This is a genomic window from Nguyenibacter vanlangensis, assembly GCF_038719015.1.
In the GTDB taxonomy this organism is placed as follows: Bacteria; Pseudomonadota; Alphaproteobacteria; order Acetobacterales; family Acetobacteraceae; genus Gluconacetobacter; species Gluconacetobacter vanlangensis.
In genome coordinates this window covers 3,301,215-3,317,112 of sequence record NZ_CP152276.1, presented here as the reverse complement: position 1 = coordinate 3,317,112, position 15,898 = coordinate 3,301,215, and the positions used below count along the sequence as shown (strand labels likewise).

At 59.9% G+C, this 15,898-nt stretch carries 19 protein-coding genes; 7 read left to right on the top strand and 12 right to left on the bottom strand.

The features are described 5' to 3' along the window. Positions 1 to 34: 34 nt before the first annotated feature. The 12 genes from AAC691_RS15535 to AAC691_RS15480 all read right to left on the bottom strand — a co-directional run bounded on the left by AAC691_RS15535 (position 35) and on the right by AAC691_RS15480 (position 8,925). Positions 35 to 1,852, bottom strand: a complete 1,818-nt coding sequence (locus tag AAC691_RS15535; RefSeq protein WP_342627565.1) for a phage major capsid protein — start codon at positions 1,850 to 1,852, stop codon at positions 35 to 37. A gap of 59 nt (positions 1,853 to 1,911) precedes the next feature. Then, positions 1,912 to 3,471: a phage portal protein gene (locus tag AAC691_RS15530; RefSeq protein ID WP_342627564.1), complete on the bottom strand. Its 1,560-nt coding sequence runs from the start codon at positions 3,469 to 3,471 to the stop codon at positions 1,912 to 1,914. Then, on the bottom strand, positions 3,471 to 3,914 hold the full coding sequence (locus AAC691_RS15525) for a hypothetical protein (RefSeq protein ID WP_342627563.1): 444 nt from the start codon (positions 3,912 to 3,914) through the stop codon (positions 3,471 to 3,473). The genes AAC691_RS15530 and AAC691_RS15525 overlap by 1 nt, the downstream gene beginning before the upstream one ends. Before the next feature lie 41 nt (positions 3,915 to 3,955). Further along, positions 3,956 to 5,881 carry a phage terminase large subunit family protein gene (locus AAC691_RS15520; protein ID WP_408906005.1) on the bottom strand — a complete coding sequence of 642 codons (1,926 nt, stop codon included), beginning with the start codon at positions 5,879 to 5,881 and terminating at the stop codon, positions 3,956 to 3,958. Next, positions 5,850 to 6,377 (bottom strand): terminase small subunit, encoded by a 528-nt coding sequence (locus AAC691_RS15515; protein WP_342627561.1) that lies wholly within the window; start codon positions 6,375 to 6,377, stop codon positions 5,850 to 5,852. The genes AAC691_RS15520 and AAC691_RS15515 overlap by 32 nt, the downstream gene beginning before the upstream one ends. 308 nt (positions 6,378 to 6,685) lie before the next feature. After that, positions 6,686 to 7,156: a hypothetical protein gene (locus tag AAC691_RS15510; RefSeq protein WP_342627560.1), complete on the bottom strand. Its 471-nt coding sequence runs from the start codon at positions 7,154 to 7,156 to the stop codon at positions 6,686 to 6,688. Continuing rightward, positions 7,153 to 7,323 (bottom strand): hypothetical protein, encoded by a 171-nt coding sequence (locus AAC691_RS15505; RefSeq protein ID WP_342627559.1) that lies wholly within the window; start codon positions 7,321 to 7,323, stop codon positions 7,153 to 7,155. Before AAC691_RS15505 ends, AAC691_RS15510 begins: the two co-directional genes overlap by 4 nt. After that, entirely contained in the window at positions 7,316 to 7,456 is a 141-nt protein-coding gene (locus AAC691_RS15500; protein ID WP_342627558.1) for a hypothetical protein, read from the bottom strand. The genes AAC691_RS15505 and AAC691_RS15500 overlap by 8 nt, the downstream gene beginning before the upstream one ends. After that, entirely contained in the window at positions 7,453 to 7,929 is a 477-nt protein-coding gene (locus tag AAC691_RS15495; RefSeq protein ID WP_342627557.1) for a glycoside hydrolase family 104 protein, read from the bottom strand. Before AAC691_RS15495 ends, AAC691_RS15500 begins: the two co-directional genes overlap by 4 nt. Then, a complete protein-coding gene (locus AAC691_RS15490; protein ID WP_342627556.1) occupies positions 7,917 to 8,153 on the bottom strand; it encodes a hypothetical protein in 237 nt (78 codons plus the stop codon). The genes AAC691_RS15495 and AAC691_RS15490 overlap by 13 nt, the downstream gene beginning before the upstream one ends. Further along, a complete protein-coding gene (locus AAC691_RS15485; protein WP_342627555.1) occupies positions 8,150 to 8,452 on the bottom strand; it encodes a hypothetical protein in 303 nt (100 codons plus the stop codon). The genes AAC691_RS15490 and AAC691_RS15485 overlap by 4 nt, the downstream gene beginning before the upstream one ends. Then, the gene (locus tag AAC691_RS15480; protein ID WP_342627554.1) at positions 8,449 to 8,925 is read right to left on the bottom strand and encodes a helix-turn-helix domain-containing protein; all 477 of its coding nucleotides are present in this window, start codon (positions 8,923 to 8,925) and stop codon (positions 8,449 to 8,451) included. Before AAC691_RS15480 ends, AAC691_RS15485 begins: the two co-directional genes overlap by 4 nt. Here AAC691_RS15480 and AAC691_RS15475 point away from each other — a divergent pair. The 7 genes from AAC691_RS15475 (at position 8,909) to AAC691_RS15445 (ending at position 15,849) form a co-directional block, all read left to right on the top strand. Continuing rightward, complete coding sequence (locus AAC691_RS15475) at positions 8,909 to 9,616, top strand: hypothetical protein (protein WP_342627553.1); 708 nt, start codon at positions 8,909 to 8,911, stop codon at positions 9,614 to 9,616. The two genes, AAC691_RS15480 and AAC691_RS15475, sit on opposite strands and share 17 nt — an antisense overlap. Before the next feature lie 102 nt (positions 9,617 to 9,718). Next, entirely contained in the window at positions 9,719 to 9,955 is a 237-nt protein-coding gene (locus AAC691_RS15470) for a hypothetical protein (protein ID WP_342627552.1), read from the top strand. A 1,756-nt stretch (positions 9,956 to 11,711) separates the two neighbouring features. Next, positions 11,712 to 12,017: a hypothetical protein gene (locus tag AAC691_RS15465; RefSeq protein ID WP_342627551.1), complete on the top strand. Its 306-nt coding sequence runs from the start codon at positions 11,712 to 11,714 to the stop codon at positions 12,015 to 12,017. 77 nt (positions 12,018 to 12,094) lie between these two features. Further along, the gene (locus AAC691_RS15460; protein WP_342627550.1) at positions 12,095 to 12,952 is read left to right on the top strand and encodes a ParB N-terminal domain-containing protein; all 858 of its coding nucleotides are present in this window, start codon (positions 12,095 to 12,097) and stop codon (positions 12,950 to 12,952) included. Further along, the gene (locus AAC691_RS15455) at positions 12,949 to 13,368 is read left to right on the top strand and encodes a VRR-NUC domain-containing protein (protein WP_342627549.1); all 420 of its coding nucleotides are present in this window, start codon (positions 12,949 to 12,951) and stop codon (positions 13,366 to 13,368) included. Before AAC691_RS15460 ends, AAC691_RS15455 begins: the two co-directional genes overlap by 4 nt. Then, complete coding sequence (locus AAC691_RS15450; protein WP_342627548.1) at positions 13,352 to 13,657, top strand: hypothetical protein; 306 nt, start codon at positions 13,352 to 13,354, stop codon at positions 13,655 to 13,657. The genes AAC691_RS15455 and AAC691_RS15450 overlap by 17 nt, the downstream gene beginning before the upstream one ends. After that, a complete protein-coding gene (locus AAC691_RS15445) occupies positions 13,654 to 15,849 on the top strand; it encodes a VapE domain-containing protein (protein ID WP_342627547.1) in 2,196 nt (731 codons plus the stop codon). Before AAC691_RS15450 ends, AAC691_RS15445 begins: the two co-directional genes overlap by 4 nt. Positions 15,850 to 15,898: the final 49 nt, after the last annotated feature.

Sequence of the window (15,898 nt, the reverse complement as noted above, 5' to 3'; positions counted from 1 at the left end):
GGGGCGACCCGAAAGCCGCCCCTTAGTGTATTGATCAAGCCGCCGGCTTGCTGCCGACGACGAAGGCGGCCGTCTGGCGGCACGCCCAGTCGATATCCTGGAACGTCACCACGCGGATGCCGCCGGACGTGCTGTTGCTGTAGGGGTCCACCATCAGTTCCAGGCCGCCCCACATGCCCATGATGATGTCGGACCAGTTCCCCATGAACAAATCGCCCGTGGCGATCTGCTGCGAAATGGGACACCGGTAGCCGTTGACGGTGTCACCGGGTTCCCAGATCGTGGCCGAGCCGTTCACGCCGGGGAATTTCAGGGTCTGCTTGGCATAGCCCCGGAAGTCGGCCCGCGCCTTGTACATCATCGTCTCGGCGTCGGCGTTCGCCAGGGCGATCGTCGTTTCCATCTCGACGATTTCAGCATAGGACGGCTGGGCGGCCGCGAACGTCATCGCGCCGATACCGGTCAGTCCCTTGAGTCCCTGCGGCTGGTTGCCGGTGCCGGAGCCGTAATAACCCGACGAGTCGATGGTCAGACCCATCTGGATGGCCAGATCGCGCCGCACCAGGGCTTCCACGTCCATACTGGACTGCATGATCAGCCGCCGGGTGATGTCGGTATAGGCGGCCACGGTATTCGGCGACAGCTTGACCTGCCCGAAATCCATGTTCGACGTGGTCGGCGCATCCCCCTCGCCGATCCAATAGCCCTGCGTAGTCGCGGTCTGCTTGGGGATTTCGATATTGCCGACCAGCCCGCCCAGCATCGAAATGCCACGGGTGAAAATCGCCTTATTGCGCAGGATATCGATATAAGACGACGCCAGCAGGGACGTCTGGATGGTCGCGCCGCCAGTGCTGCCTGCCCCGGTCTGGCCGTTCGTTCCCGCGTTCATGTCGCGGGTGCCGTCCACGGCGTGGCGCAGCACATCGGACGGGATCACGAAATTTCCGCTGTCGGAATTCCGCTGATGCTTGCGGGCTTCGTCGCCGACCTCGCGTTCGAAGCCGGCATCATCCTGCGCACGGCGATTGGCGGGATCGGCCAGCGCGCGGATTGCGCGGACGATCGAATACTTGCCCATGTCGCGGCGGGTCATGCCCACATCGGACGTCTTCGGCGGCACGGGTGCGGACTTGCCGGTGCGTTCCAGCAGCGCGCGCTGAAAATCCGATACGGACGCATTCGGGTTCCGGGCATGGTCCATGGCCATGTCCGTGGCGTTATACTGGCGCCCCAGGTCGAGAATATCGTTGACGCGGGCACGCTCGGCGTCGATAGCCGCCTGCCGTTCCTGCTCGGTGATGTCGGTCATATGGGTGGTTGCTCTTGCCCCGGTTTGTTCGATTGGGGTTATATCATCGACGATGTTTTCGGACTTGGGCACGTCAACAGGCGACAAATCGCGCCCAATGCCCACAGAATGGTCGGCAGGGACCGGCACGGTGGAAATCTCGGTCGGTTCCCAATCGGTGATCCGATAGACCTCGGTCGCGCCATTGTCGCGCGTCTCGGCCAGCCGCATGCCGTGCACACGGTATCCGACCGATACATGCTTGCGGATTCCGTCCGCAATATCGTCGAAAATCTCGCTGGCGCGGGCCGATTTCCCGAAGCGGACCGTCGCCCGGCCGACGCGGTCCGCGTCGATGCTGGCGCGCTCGACAATCCCGACCTGATCGCGGATGTCATGGCTGACCAGCATGGGCGCGCCATCATTCAGCCGGTCCATACGGACTTCGCCGGGCTCATGCCCCAGCACTTCGGTCCCAAACCAGCGCGGGACTTCAGCGCGCTCGCTGGAAAATGCCAGATCGACGGTGCGGGCGTCGCGATCGACCCCCTGCACGGTCATCGTGCGGAAATTGCCGCCGCGACGGTTAATCTCCGCAATCGTTCTCGATAGTTCTGCGATCATTGCTTCTCATCGTTGCCCGAGGCGGCGGAGCCGTCCGGTTTTTCGTCAATCATGACCTTGAATTGCTGCCCGGCTGCCAGGGCAATTACAGGATCGGGGACGCCTGCCGCCTTCAAATCGCGATACCATTGCGCGATTTCCTGAATGACCTGTGTCGGATCATGGCCACGCTCACGGATGATTTCCTGCGGCGACTTGATCAGGTTTTCCATGGCCATACGGTTAGCTACCGCGTCGGACTTCGGATCGACCCAATCCCAGCGCCGCCCGTGGAACGTGGAATGGCGGACGATGGCGCGCAATTTGCCGGCTGGCACCACGTACCCGTCATCGTTCACCACCATACCGCGCAGCAAGGCGGCAGCGGCCCAGCGTCGGAAAATCGGCAGGTGTAGACCCTCGATAATCAGTCGCTGGTCTTCCTTCCACAATTCCCGTTCGTCCAATGCCCCGGCGCGAATGGAACTGAAATTAACGCCTTCCAGGTCATTACCCAAGCCGGGATACATCACCCCCATGCCAGCCCCTGCCCCGCGCAGCAGCGTCTTTGTGAACGATGTCATGGCAGTTTCGGGGAAGGAGGGGTCCCATTTGTCCAGGCGGGCACCGGACGGCAGTTCGACGAACGTCCCGCCTTCCGCCGTGATGCGGATTTCTTCCTGATCATCCTCTTTTTCGGGGCCGGCGTCGGGGTCCCAACTGATGATCCCCATTTTTCCCGCGCCGACCTCGGCATTCATCGCCGCGTTATCTTCAAACCCGCGCAGGCGCTTGAGCCGGAACAGCGCGGACATTGCCCACGGCAAGCCCCGCTTTTGCCCGATCATTTCCTTTCGGAAGATATGAAGAACCTCGTCCGCCGGAACGCGGTGATACTTCATACCGCCGAACTGGTAATAGTCTCCGTTATTGTCGTCGGTCGAGAAATGGTAGGCAACCGGTCGGTCATGCTGATCGAATTCGATCCCGCTCCGGATATACGTCCCTTTTCCGTCACTTGAAAAATCATAATCCACCGGGCAGCGCACGGCGTCGATCAACTGTAACTGGATGCCGAACGGGCCGCCTGAAACTATTTTGACGAACGCCTCTCCGTCGATCGTCAGCGCGTTCTGAACGGTCAGTTCCAGCGACCGGAACGTTTCCGTCCCCGTCACATCGCAATTCTCGGGGTGCTTCCATTCGTCCCAGGACTGCATGACAGCCGAATTCGTCTTCGTGTCATCCCGCTGTCCGGATGCCATCTGGACGGCGCATTTCAGCTTCGGGCCATGACCGATAACGTTGACCCGTGCCCGGCGCACGAAATTGCGCATATACGGATCATTGATCGCCATATCCCGCGAACGCGCCTGCAAAATACGATGCCACAGGCGGATCATTTCGTCGGGCGTAACGGGCGTTCCGGTCCATGTCTCGGCAAACCGATCCACCCGCGCCGCGTCGATCCCGCCAACCAGGCGCATGGCCTTGCGGGCGCGCGGTCCATACATCGCGCTACCCAATTCGCGCTTTCCGCTTCCGGGCAGTTTAAACAGATTCGCCACGATGCCCATCAGAAAATAACCCGATGCTCGCGCACGCCACCACGCCCGTTTTCCTGCGCGACCAGGGATTTATATCGAGCGCGCAGCGTCAACAGGTCCGCGATTGGCGTTCGCACCAGTTCGCGGTTGTTGATTTTGTAACTCTGCTGATCCATGCTGGCCCGGTTCTCGATCACCGCGCAAATCGCGTCGTAGGTGCGCCGGTTCTGCGATCGGATATCGGTTCCAGGGGCAATCGTCGCGATGTCGGGCTTGATCTCGACCGTCCCGGCCGCGATCTCATCCACGTTTCCGGCGTCATCCGTCAGGCGCGCAGAGAACGAGTAGAGCCCAGGCGCCCAGCCAGTCGTCACCGACGCTGCGGCGGAAATGGAGCCGTTAACACTGGCCAACGTGATCGACGCTGGCCCGCGCATATACAGCGTCACGTTGCCGTCCACCGGGACGTTCAACGTCGTTCCACCAGTGATGCACTCGGGAAGCCTAAAATGCCTCAACCCGGCCGTCTCCATTTCCGCCGCCCTGCTACCTGGGGCAAGGGCGGAGTATCCTCTTTCTTTTCCTCGGGCTGCACGTCAGGAGGCGACAAAATAAGCGACGGGTTCATGATTTTTAATGCGGCGTAGGCATACACGCGACAGTCCAACGCCTCGTTCCTGGCCTTGAGGGGTTTCAACCATTCCCGGCGAGACGTCCCCTTGCGGATCACCAGCTTTTCCGCCGCAAGCTGTTTAAACCAATCTTCCGGCCGATCGTCCGGCACGTGCATATATCCGGGGCCACCTGCCTCTTTCGCCCCGACCGTCTGCGCAATCCGGCGCATGATCACCAGCTTTGCTTCATCGACCGCGACCGGGAAGATATCGACCTTGCGGCGCGCCTTGCCCGACTTCCGCCGTTGCGGCGCGGGGACGATCGGATTGCCCCAGGACGGCGAATAGCCCTTCACGCCGAATATGCGCCGCCCCGTCTTGCCCTTGAGCCAATCCCACGCGGCCTGCGGATATCCCGTGGTGCCGCCGGTATCCAGGCACGACGCGGATATGCCGATCGTATCGCCGTTCCGGCGCGTGAAGGTCCGCCCCTTGATCACGGCTTCCAGATCGCCGAATACGTCGCCGGCCAGGGGATCGCCCCACAACACCCCGTATTCCAGGGACCAGGACTCACCCTGCGGCCCCCAGCCGACGATTTCGTATTCCAGGCGGTCCATCTGCATATCCGCCCCCAGCGTGATATACAGGACGTTATCCGGCAGGTGCTTGCCGAATGGTTCGCGCCGCGCATAGAGCGCGTCCGGCTCAACCCCGTCGCCCTTGAGTTCATAGGTCCGCGACAGGGACACGTTCGCGAACGATTGCAGGTCATCCGCTTTCAGCTTGTCCAGATAATCTTGGACGATGTCGCCCAGCTTGCGGAACGTGCTGTAGGCTTCCCATGCGTGATAGGACGCATGACCACGGAAGGGCTTTTCCGCGACCCATCCGCCCCCGTCCGCTTCGGCCTTGCGGATGGCGTTGATCCGCTGCGCGTCGGACCACAGGGAGCCGCAATGATCACACGCATATTCGGCCGTTTCCGGCTCATGATCATCATGCGTTAAATCCCGCTCCGCATCGTCCAATTCGGCAGACAGGCGGCCTTTCCAACGGACATTTCCCCAATGGAGCGGCTGCAATTCGCCGCAATCGGGGCAGCGGACGTGGAACCGGCGCTTGTCGCCATCCTCATAGGCGTCTTCTATATGCGATGCGCCCTTGATGGTCGGCGTAGAGATTTCCAGCAAAAACCGGTCGGAACCGAACGTCGCGGCGCGCTGCCACAACAGCCATACCGGGTGCCCTTCCTCGGTCAGCTTATAACCGTCCGTCTCATCGCACACGATCAGCGGCGCAGACCGACCGCGCATCGTCTTGGTCGAACCCGCCCAGGCGAACATCAGAAACCCGCCCGGATACGATTTCATGGACTGGTTATTGACGCCTTCTCGACCGCGCGGCTTGGCGATCAGGCGGGAAATAGTTTCGCTCGCCTCGACCAGAGGATTAAACTTGGTCTCAAGCCACGTTTTCAAATCACCTTGCGATGGCTGCATCATCATTTGCGACCTGGGCCGCTGTGCGATGGCGTAACCCTGCATCCCGAGGGCGCATGTGGTTTTTCCGGTCTGCGCACCCCACATCAGCGTGACGCGGCGACAATCCGGATCAATAAACATGTCCATCGGCTCACGCTGGATCGGCGCGTTCAGGATGCGATACAGGCCGGGGATGGCGTTCCCCGCGGGGATTTTCAGGTTTTCTTCACACCACGCGGACGGCGGCAGGTCCGGCGGAGGCCGCAGCATCCCCAGGCCCCGGCGAATGGCGCGTTTAATGCCGCCTATATTACTCAGGCTGTTCAGATTGATCGTCTTCAAGCGACTCATCTAACAAATTGGTGTCATATTCCGACAGGGCAGTAAGCGCCCGGTCAATTTCTTCGCTCAATACTTTCTTGAATTGCCGTTCGCTGGTCTCGCCCAGCAGCATCGCCGCCGTCCGCGACGGGATGTTGCGCATCGCCGTCCGGATTTCGGCAAAAACGATGCTAAGCCGGCGCTCAAGCTGATCGACTGGCACCACCAGGGCGGCGTCCCTGGCGAATTTCAGCCTTGCATGCTCAAGCTGAACCAGGGCGATTTGCCGTTCGATCTCGTCCGCGCTGTCCAACACGCCGCCTGCCGCATCGGCGGCGCGGTCCGCGCGCCACTGGATCACGGCCGCCGTGTCAAACTGCCAATCAACGCCTTGCGACCCTCGCTGGACGTATGGCATTTTCTGTCTTACCCACGCCGTTACCGTGGGAAGGGAAACGCCTAAGATTTCAGCTAATTCCTGGCGATTTACCAGTTTCCCGCCCGAATTTTTTGCCAATTAGCCTACGCCCGAAACAGAAACAACAAATCGGTTGAAAAATCCCACGCACAACGGAAAATCGGGGGTGTCGGGGTCACCGCAAACAGTTTCATCCCAGGAAGGACCCGCGATTTGCGCATGGCATGGCAGATATGCATGCATTCCGCGCATGCGTTGCATAAATGTCACGGTTTGCCATGCCGCGATGCCTAAATCATGGGCGAACGATGATTCCCTTTTGGGCATGCAGATACGCGACGAGGGCGCTCTTGTCCGCATTGCAGCGCCGTGCCATCTCCGCAACAGCGATGTGGTTTTGCAACAGATCAGCGATGCCACCACTGGCCGGCATCGGCACCTGCGCCGCCGGCTGACTGTACGGCGGGAGCAAGATCAACGGCACGGTGTTGGTCACTGATGGCGGCGTTTGCGGCACGCCAGATGCGCAGGCCGTCAGCATCGAGAGCGCAGCCAGAGACATGAGTATTTTTGCGGGCATCATCCTGCGCCTGGGTCTGTAGCGATTGGTAATAGCTGCGCGCGACCGCATCGGCCGCCGCATGGCCGCGCTGACTGTCCGCCAGCGTGATGGCATTTGCCTGGGTGTTATCGACGGTGACGCGGTATGCCTGCGCCGTTTCGTCGGCCAGCTTGGCGCTATACTGCGCGGCCTGCGCCTGCATGTGCGCCACCTGCACCGCGCCATGCTCCGACCCGACATGATATCCGAACCAAAACGTGCCACCCAGCAGCAGCACGCCCAGCCCGATCTTGATTTCGGAGAGATATGGGATCATCGCGGCCGCACCGTCGCCAGGATCAGCACCAGAGCCGCCGCCATGACCAGCGCGGCGACATGTCCGATCAGCATCGCCGCACACGCCAGCAGAAAGAACAGCACGGCCAGCGGCACGGCATACACGGCCACCATGACCGCGAACATCCATTGCGGGATATCAGGCATACCCACCCCGATCATCCCGATTGGTCGCGCCGTAGAACAGGCCAGCCAGCATCAGATAGTCGGCCCCGACGATGACTTCGCCGCGCGCGAATTCGATCGCGCCCGCGACCGCCAGGAGAATAGCCCCGATCACGCCATCACCCCACCTGCACCCTGATACGCCGCGACCAGATACCCGGCCGTGTGCTCATGCTGCCCGTATCCGGCACCCGGCAGGCTGGCCCAGCGCGATTTGCACAGCCCGATCGCCTGGGTGATGCGCCCAGCTTCGATCGCCGCCACCGCGCCACACTCGCGGATCATCTCGATTGCCCATCGGTCCTGTGACACGGGGCCGAAATCTGCCAGCCCCAGCCGATCGCGGTAATACGGCCAATACCGGGCCATGAACTGATACGCGCCCGCCGCGTCCGAATTGAGGGCGCGGTTATAAACGTCCGGATGCGTCGCATACGAGCGAAACAACAGCGGCTTTGCGGCCGTCGAGCCGACCAGCACGTTATAACCGTCGTCACTCTCACGGATCAGGGCCACACCGAGTTCCGAAATCGCGATCATGTCGAGAAACGCGGACATATTCCGCGAGATACCTGTCAGCCGCGCCATTTGCGCAGAACTCCCTTATACGTGGCCAGCGTCGCGAATGCGCCACACAGCGTCGCCTCACGCACCGGCACGAATTGCGGCAATGACGTGTCAGCGAACCAGATCGAAATGGTTGCCAGCATCATCACAAAGTAAATCGCTCCGCCGAACAGGCCATCATGGCCTTTCAGCAAGCGATGCCCCGACCAAAACATGATGATCAAGGCTGAATACTGCTGGATCATCGCCCGAACCTCGCGGCGATGACGGCCAGCACATCGGATGCCCGGATACTGCGGATAATGTCGGTTGCCTTGGCGATGACAGTCCCGGCGAACATCCCGCACGCAAAGCCCGCCAATGACACGCCGGACGCCGTCGCCCCGAAATGCGACGCCACGACCGGCGCGACATAATCAGCGGTCACGGCCCCGGTCAGGACAAACGCGATGCGCCCGGCCTTGGTCCGAATGCCATCCTGATAGGGCAGCGCGACAACAGCCCCAACCAGACCTGCACCCCAGATGCGATAATGATCGGTCACGCGTAGCGCATCCGCGTGCAAACACGGGACACGTAGCTACGGCTGAGACCGACAATCCGCGCAACCCGCGATGGCGTCATCCCCGACCGGAGAAGGTCGAGCATGCGTTCCCGGCGCATAAAGCGATCCGGGCATTCCAACGTAAGCTGCGATCGGCCCATAGCGCGGCACAGGTCATACAGGGCCGGATACCCGACCACGGCCGCGATAAAATGCCCGGGAACAGGCTCCGCCGGGACATACAGCCGCCGATGCCCGGTCGAGTCCGGATTGATCGCCCGTGCAAGCGATACCGCCCGTTCACGACCGATCACGTCCGACACCATCTGTAAATTATTAGACTTCATCAAGAGATTTTCTAACACAACCGGAAACGGATGTGAATCGGGGTCTTGATGCCGGTGAACGAGTGAATGAGGTGAACGAGTTTTCTTAGGAGCCCCAACATTGCTATGAATGTATGACAGATTCATTTCTCCTTCATTCACTGTCTCCCTTACCCCTCTAGAAAAAATCGTTCACCTCGTTCATCGTTCACCGGTAAAATGGCAGAAAACCGCCATTACGATTTTTCTGGCCGCATCATCTCCGGCGGCTGATCGCTTGACAGACGACTGGATGTCAATCAATGTCTGTCACATTTGCATGGTGGGGGAATATATGGCCACGAGGGACATGGAGCGGCTGTTCGCCGAGGTTGCGGAACTGAAATCCATGATGCGCGAAATTCTGGAACGCTTGCCGCCTGTAGATCGGAGGCGGGTGCCAGCCCCGTCCGATATCCGCCAACGCGTCGAAGCCGTGTTCCAAAATTGCGAAGTATCGGCGGCAGATATCAAGTCCGCTCTAGGGCTGGACGATATGTCAACGATGGAGATCGGCAGGCAGCTAACCGCGTCCGGGATGCCCAAGCGGCGGACGGCGGCAGGTGCGCTCTACCGGGTCGGGGATGCTGCGCGCGGTAAGCTTGGGCGGCCGGTGGAAATGCCGGACGATATTGACGATGTGATGGAGAAGACCCGCGCGCGCTGGCGAAAGCTCCGCCTGCCGGAAACACACAGAGCCGTGGCCTATGGCATATTTAGGGATCACTATCCCAAGATGCGCGCCACCCCAGCCCAATGCGCCGAATTGGTTCGGCGGTATCCTGACGTGGTGCGATAGTAGCATTTTACCGCTTGACTGACACATTCAATGAGTGTATCAATGACCTATCAGCACGACGCTGACACGGGCGCCTCGCCAAATCAGGGGCGGAGACAGACTATGATCAAAATCGACATCAACACCGTTGACGCCAACCTGCTGGCCGATATCGCCGGAGATGAGGCACAGTTCCAGGCGTTCGAGGCAGACCGTTACCAAATCGTGTTTTCCGACGACATGCAGCGTGGCGGGATTGTGCTGGTCGGTTCCGGATCGAGCGGCGTGACAGAATGGACCGACGCAACCGGGCCCGCAGATGTGCTTGCGCGGTTCCTGGCCGACGACATGCATCCGTGATGGTCAACCACCCCAACAGGAGCGGGGCCAATCGGTCCCGCAACCCAACCCCGGACGAAATTCGCTCGGCTCGGTCATCTGCCGATCTGACCCAGGCCGAGGCTGCAGGGCTCATCCATTCTACGTGGCGCTCCTGGCAGCAATGGGAGGGCGGGTTGCGCAAAATGCACCCGGCCTTCTGGGAGCTGTTTCGCATTAAGGTCGGAGCGCCAGAGAGGGACTAACGCATGCCTGATGCTCACCCGGATGAGCCAACCATCGATTCTGCCAAAACGAACCGGGTAAACTGGGCCGAAATCGATTGGAGAAAGACCAATGCGCAAATTGCGGCAGAAACCGGCGCGAGCTTGATTACCGTCACCAAACGGCGCACGACACACGGCCACCCCTCGAGCGCGCCGCGCAAGCCATACCGAAACCGAGGTCAAACAAATCCCAACAACGCGCGAGGACCTGACGCCAATCGGCCGGCGACGGCAGCGGCTAAACTGTCACCGCGATCGGGAAAATCGTCAGAAAACGTCCACGCTGTAGATTGGATGTTGTCGGGTCCAGATGGAAATATTTATTCATTCAGAAATCTATATCAATTTGTCAGAGACAATAGGCATTTGTTCGCCCAGGCAGATGTTGAATGGAAACGACCCGGAGGAAAGCGCGGAACTGGTGGAGAATACTGCAACGCGACGGCAGGAATACTAAATATTAAAAGTGGCCGGGCACGGTCCTGGAAGGGTTGGTCTCTGATTGGAGGATAAGCACGCGGCGGGCAGGGCCCTGAAGGGACGGTATAAGAAACAGTCATCGTTTGCATGCAAACGCGATGTGGCGCTTGGGGCAACCCAGCGCCATTTTCGTTTGCCCCGAATCACACCAGAGCGATAGAAACCCTCTCCGCACAACGGAGAGGTAAATTGTTTAAACGTATATTGATTGCGGCATGTGTCGCGCTCCCCGCGTCTGCGCATGCGCAGGGGCACGGCCTCATCCCGCTAGCGGAGTCGGATAACTGGGTCGCGTTTTCTCATTCACCCGACGACGGGCTGCATATTGATATGTGCATTGCGTCCCCACCAACGGCGGAGATTGCTTTCCGTGTGGATGGGCATTCGACAGAGATACGCGCGGCCGATCCGCGATGGTCACTGACTGTCGGGCAGACTGGACCGATGACAATATCTGTTGGGCCCTACAGCCATACCTACGATATGACAGCGGAGGGGGCGACAATGCTGGAGAGTGACGCCGATCCTATTGAGCTAGGCAAGCTATTCGACGCCATGGACCAATCGTCTGTTATGAACATTAAATTCGGATCAAAAACAACAAAGAAAATATCTCTCTCTGGAAGCACAAAAGTAATAAATTCCCTAAAGGCATGCGCCGCCTCAAATGGGTTTGCGGATTTAGGGAAAGCATCAGGCCCTTCGTCCAGCCCATTCTAAACCAGAAAGCCCCGGAAACGGGGCTTTTTATTTACCCGAAGCACGCCCAGAAGCATCAAGGCCGATTTCGATTAGGCGGCGCACGGCTTCGGCGCGCTGAATATCATTCGCACGTGCCCACCCCTCAATCGCGTCGACCAAAGGGCGATGAATGCGGGCGCACACCAATTCGCTATCGACTCGGGGGCGGCCCATCTTCTTTTTGTTGTCATTAAGTGTTGACATGAGAACTTTATAACAACATAAAGTGCGGACGGCAAGCGGTCTGGACCACCGCGTGCCGCCCTAACCCCATGCATTGGAGCACCCAAATGCAAACGGCTGACCACGCCTATACCACGCCTTCCATCGCACCCGCCATGGTCGGCGGTGAACCCCGCATTCATGACGCCAATCTGGCCGCCAGGATCGGCCTCGGAAGCCCCCAGGTCCTGCGCGACATGATCCGCCGCCGGGAAGCCGAAATCGGCCGCCTGGGCGCGCCCTGCACGATCGGCGGTGAACACTACCTCAACCGCCGACAAGCCGTGTTCATCGCCATGGTGTCGGGCGCCAAAAACGCGACAGATATCGCGATCGAGATTATCGATCGCGTCCGCGAAATCACACCTCACTAGCCAGAACTAAACCAACAATATACAGTATTAATCAATCTGTATTGATCGTTATTACTTGAGTTCAGGAGTGATCGGACGTGACCGAGACGTTTAATAGCCTTCTCGCCAAGGGCGTTTTCAAGAAGAACAAACTCTATACGATCCGCCTTGCGGACCTGCGCGTTGAACCAGGCTTCAACCTGCGCGACCCGGCGGATGTGCAGTCCCCGGCGATTGACCCGCTGGTGAATTTCATCCTGGCCGGCGGAAGCCTTCCGCCCCTGGAAGTCCGGGTCGATCCGGACGGCACCGTCTATATCGTGGACGGGCATCGCCGCCATGCCGCCTATTCCATCGCGGCAACGGCCGGCCACCCGGTCGAATGGGTGGACACTATCCCGTTCCGTGGCAACACGATCGACGCCACGGCGCGTATCATCGAATGCGCCAGCGGCGAACCCCTCACGCCGTTGCAAAAGGCATTCGGCTATCACCGGATGGAGCAGGCTGGCCTGTCCGCGAACGATATCGCAATCCGGTTCAGCGTCACGCGGCAGAGCGTTGACGGGCTGTTGCTTCTGGCCAAGGCGGAACCGGGCATCCACGACTTGGTCCGCGCGGGCACCGTGTCGGCCGCGATCGCCGCTGACGTGATCCGGACCCACGGCGACAAGGCCCTGGCCTACCTGACCGGCCAGGTCGAGCGCGCCACCAGCCAGGGCAAGAAAAAGGTCACCGCCAGCACCATGGGAAAGGCCCTGCCACGCCGCCTGACCGAAACCCTGGCCGCCGTGACGGAAAATTTTTGCGCCTCTCTGCCCCAAGACGTCGCGGAAGTCATTTTGTCGCCTGCTGACGTGGCCGAGGAAAAGACCGTCCCCGTAAAGGTGTCGGAATTGGCCGCGCTGCTGAAAGCACATGCGGAGATCATGGAGTTTAAAACCAAACATCAATGACCGCCGAACACGATATCCAGAACGAGATTCGGAACGACCTATCCGGAACCTGCCTCGCATTCCGCGCGAATGTCGGCACCGGATGGGTCGGCAGGGGCAAGCCCCTGATCGCTGACCGCCAGATGGCCGTTTTCGTGTCGCCAGGGGATGTCGTGTTGCGGAGCGGGCGGAGATTTTCGACCGGGCTGCCGCCAGGGTTTTCGGACTTGTTTGGCGGCGTGCCGATCACGATCACGCCCGAGATGGTTGGAACCACGATCCTGCAATTTTTTGCGATCGAAGTGAAGGACCGGAAAGGCCGCCTGCGCGAACAGCAAGGCCCTTTCCTCACATCCATTAAACGCCACGGCGGTCGGTCGGGAATTGCCCGATCCGTCGCCGACGCCAGGGACATTGTCCATGCTGACTGCAAATAGTTTCCGCCGGGAATTGGCCCGGATCGAGACGCGCGGGAAATACGTCACCAAGGCCACGCGCCGCCTGATGCGCCGCCACGGCGTGGCCGCGATCTACAGCAAGGGGAAGCTGCGCGGCTATCGCCTGCCGACCGGCGAACAGGTCTGCGTGAAGGCCCGCTTCCCGACCGAAGACGCGGCGCGCGCAGAATTGGACACAATCAGCCGCCTGTCGCCGCGCGATCATAAACCCGTGCGGGCATACGAATGCCCCCTCTGCAAAGGCTGGCATCTGACGTCACAGCCGTGAAAATAGATTTTGATGACCTGAAGGCGCGCATCCCCATAGAGGCGCATGCGCGCCGCCTGATCCCTGGTGCGCGCCGGATCGGAAGCGAGTTACAGGGCCTGAACCCGATGCGTGGGGATAGCAGTCCTGGATCGTTTTCGATCAACGTCCGTACTGGCCTGTGGGCCGATTTCGCGGCTGGTGCATCCGGCGGAGATATCATCTCGCTCCAGGCGTATCTTCGGCATAACGGCGACAACGTCGCTGCCGCGAAGGAATTGATGGCCGAATACGGCGACGCTGAACCCGTCAAACTACACCCCAAGGAATCCCGCCCGATCGTCATGCCGGTTCCGGCTGATGTGCCGGCCTGCACGGGATGGTTCAGCAAATACGGCGGCGCGCCGTCGCGCATGTGGGATTACCGGGACGAGGCCGGCAACCTTCTGATGCATGTCGCGCGATATGACCCGCCGGATGCCCGCAAGCAAATCGTGCCCTGGTCGTGGGATGGCCAGAAATGGAGACCGCGCGGCATCACGGGGGGCACGCCGCGCCCGCTCTACGGTCTGGACCGGCTCGGGGATGATGACCGCCCCGTTGTTATTGTCGAGGGCGAGAAGGCCGCCGATGCTGGCCAGCGACTGCTGCATTCCGAGGGATACGCGGTCCTGTCGTGGCTGGGCGGCGCAAACACGGCCGACAGGGTGAACGTGCGCCCCCTGGCCGGTCGCGTCGTGCTACTCTGGCCAGACCGCGACAGCCAGAAGCATCCCACGACCCACAATATCCTGCCGATGTCGGAGCAACCCGGCATCGCCGCCATGCGCAAGCTCGCGGCAGCGTTGCGCGGCGTGGCGGCAGAAGTCGCGATGGTGGGATACGATCTGGCTGCCGAATGCGACGGCTGGGATATCGCGGACGGCGAAGCGGCGGGCTGGACGCGCATCGACGCGCGAAAATACCTGAAAGAGAATACCGGCGACGTTGACCTGAAATCGGGTGTTATTCAACAGGGCGATGGCGGAATCCTACCATGGGAAGCGGTGCTGCCCGGCAGCGATTATTCGCAACAAACCGCGTCCGGAACGCCGCTATGCACGTCAACAAACGTTATGCGCATGTGCAATTCATTCGGGATAAACTTACGATACAATAAAGTAAAAAGAAAAACAGAAATTCTATTCCCGTTCAACACTACGATTGACAGGGACAACATCAGAAGTTCGGCCTTGACGATGCTCATTGACAAATGCGCAGAGTCTCGCATGCCGGTTGGACAGGTACAGAACTACGTTGCGATGCTGGCGTCTCGCAATCCGTATAACCCCGTCGCCGAATGGATTGATTCAGAACCATGGGATGGTGTCAGCCGCATCGAAGATTTCTGCAATACCGTTGAAAGTGACTCACGTCTGAAAGATCGGCTTATGTTGCGCTGGTGCCTCTCCGGCGTGGCCGCCATCTATAAGGGCGACGACTTCGAGGCGCATGGCGTGTTGGTATTCGTCGGCGAACAGGGGATCGGCAAAACCCGCTGGGCGAAAAAGCTGGTCGGCCCCCTACGCGATACAATGCTGACCGGGACCACAATCAAGCCCGAAGACAAGGACAGCGTGATACGGTTCGCATCTCACTGGATCGTAGAGCTTGGCGAACTTGACGGGACTTTCCGAAAGTCAGATATCGCCAGCCTGAAAGCGTTCATCACCAATTCCATGGACACGATCCGGCTGCCATACGCGCCGGAACCCAGCGAACTGCAACGCCGGACGATCGCGTTCGCATCAGTCAACGAACCGCAATTCCTCGTGGATGACACAGGCAATCGCCGCTGGTGGACAATACCGGTCAAGAGCGTGGATTATATGCATGATATCAACATGCAACAGTTTTGGGCTGAAATGAAGGCATTGCTATTGTCAGGCGAACAATACTGGCTAACGGATGCGGAATTGCATGCTCTGAACGAAAGTAACAAATCCTTTCAGCCGGCTGACCCGATGGAAGAAATACTGCGTGCGAAATACGATATGGACGCGAGAGGCGTTACGCCAATGACCGCAACGGCCGTCCTGGTCGCGCTGGGATTTGATCCCAAAGGCAACAAAGAAACCAGGGCCATCGCCAAGGTTCTGCGCCGACTGAAGGTGGATGAAACACGAAACAAGCGCGGCATTTTTTTCAACATGCCACCAGCAAGGGTCTATTAACCAATGCTCCACGCCCTATCTCGCGCCGGCTTCCGCTGGCTGGCGCTTT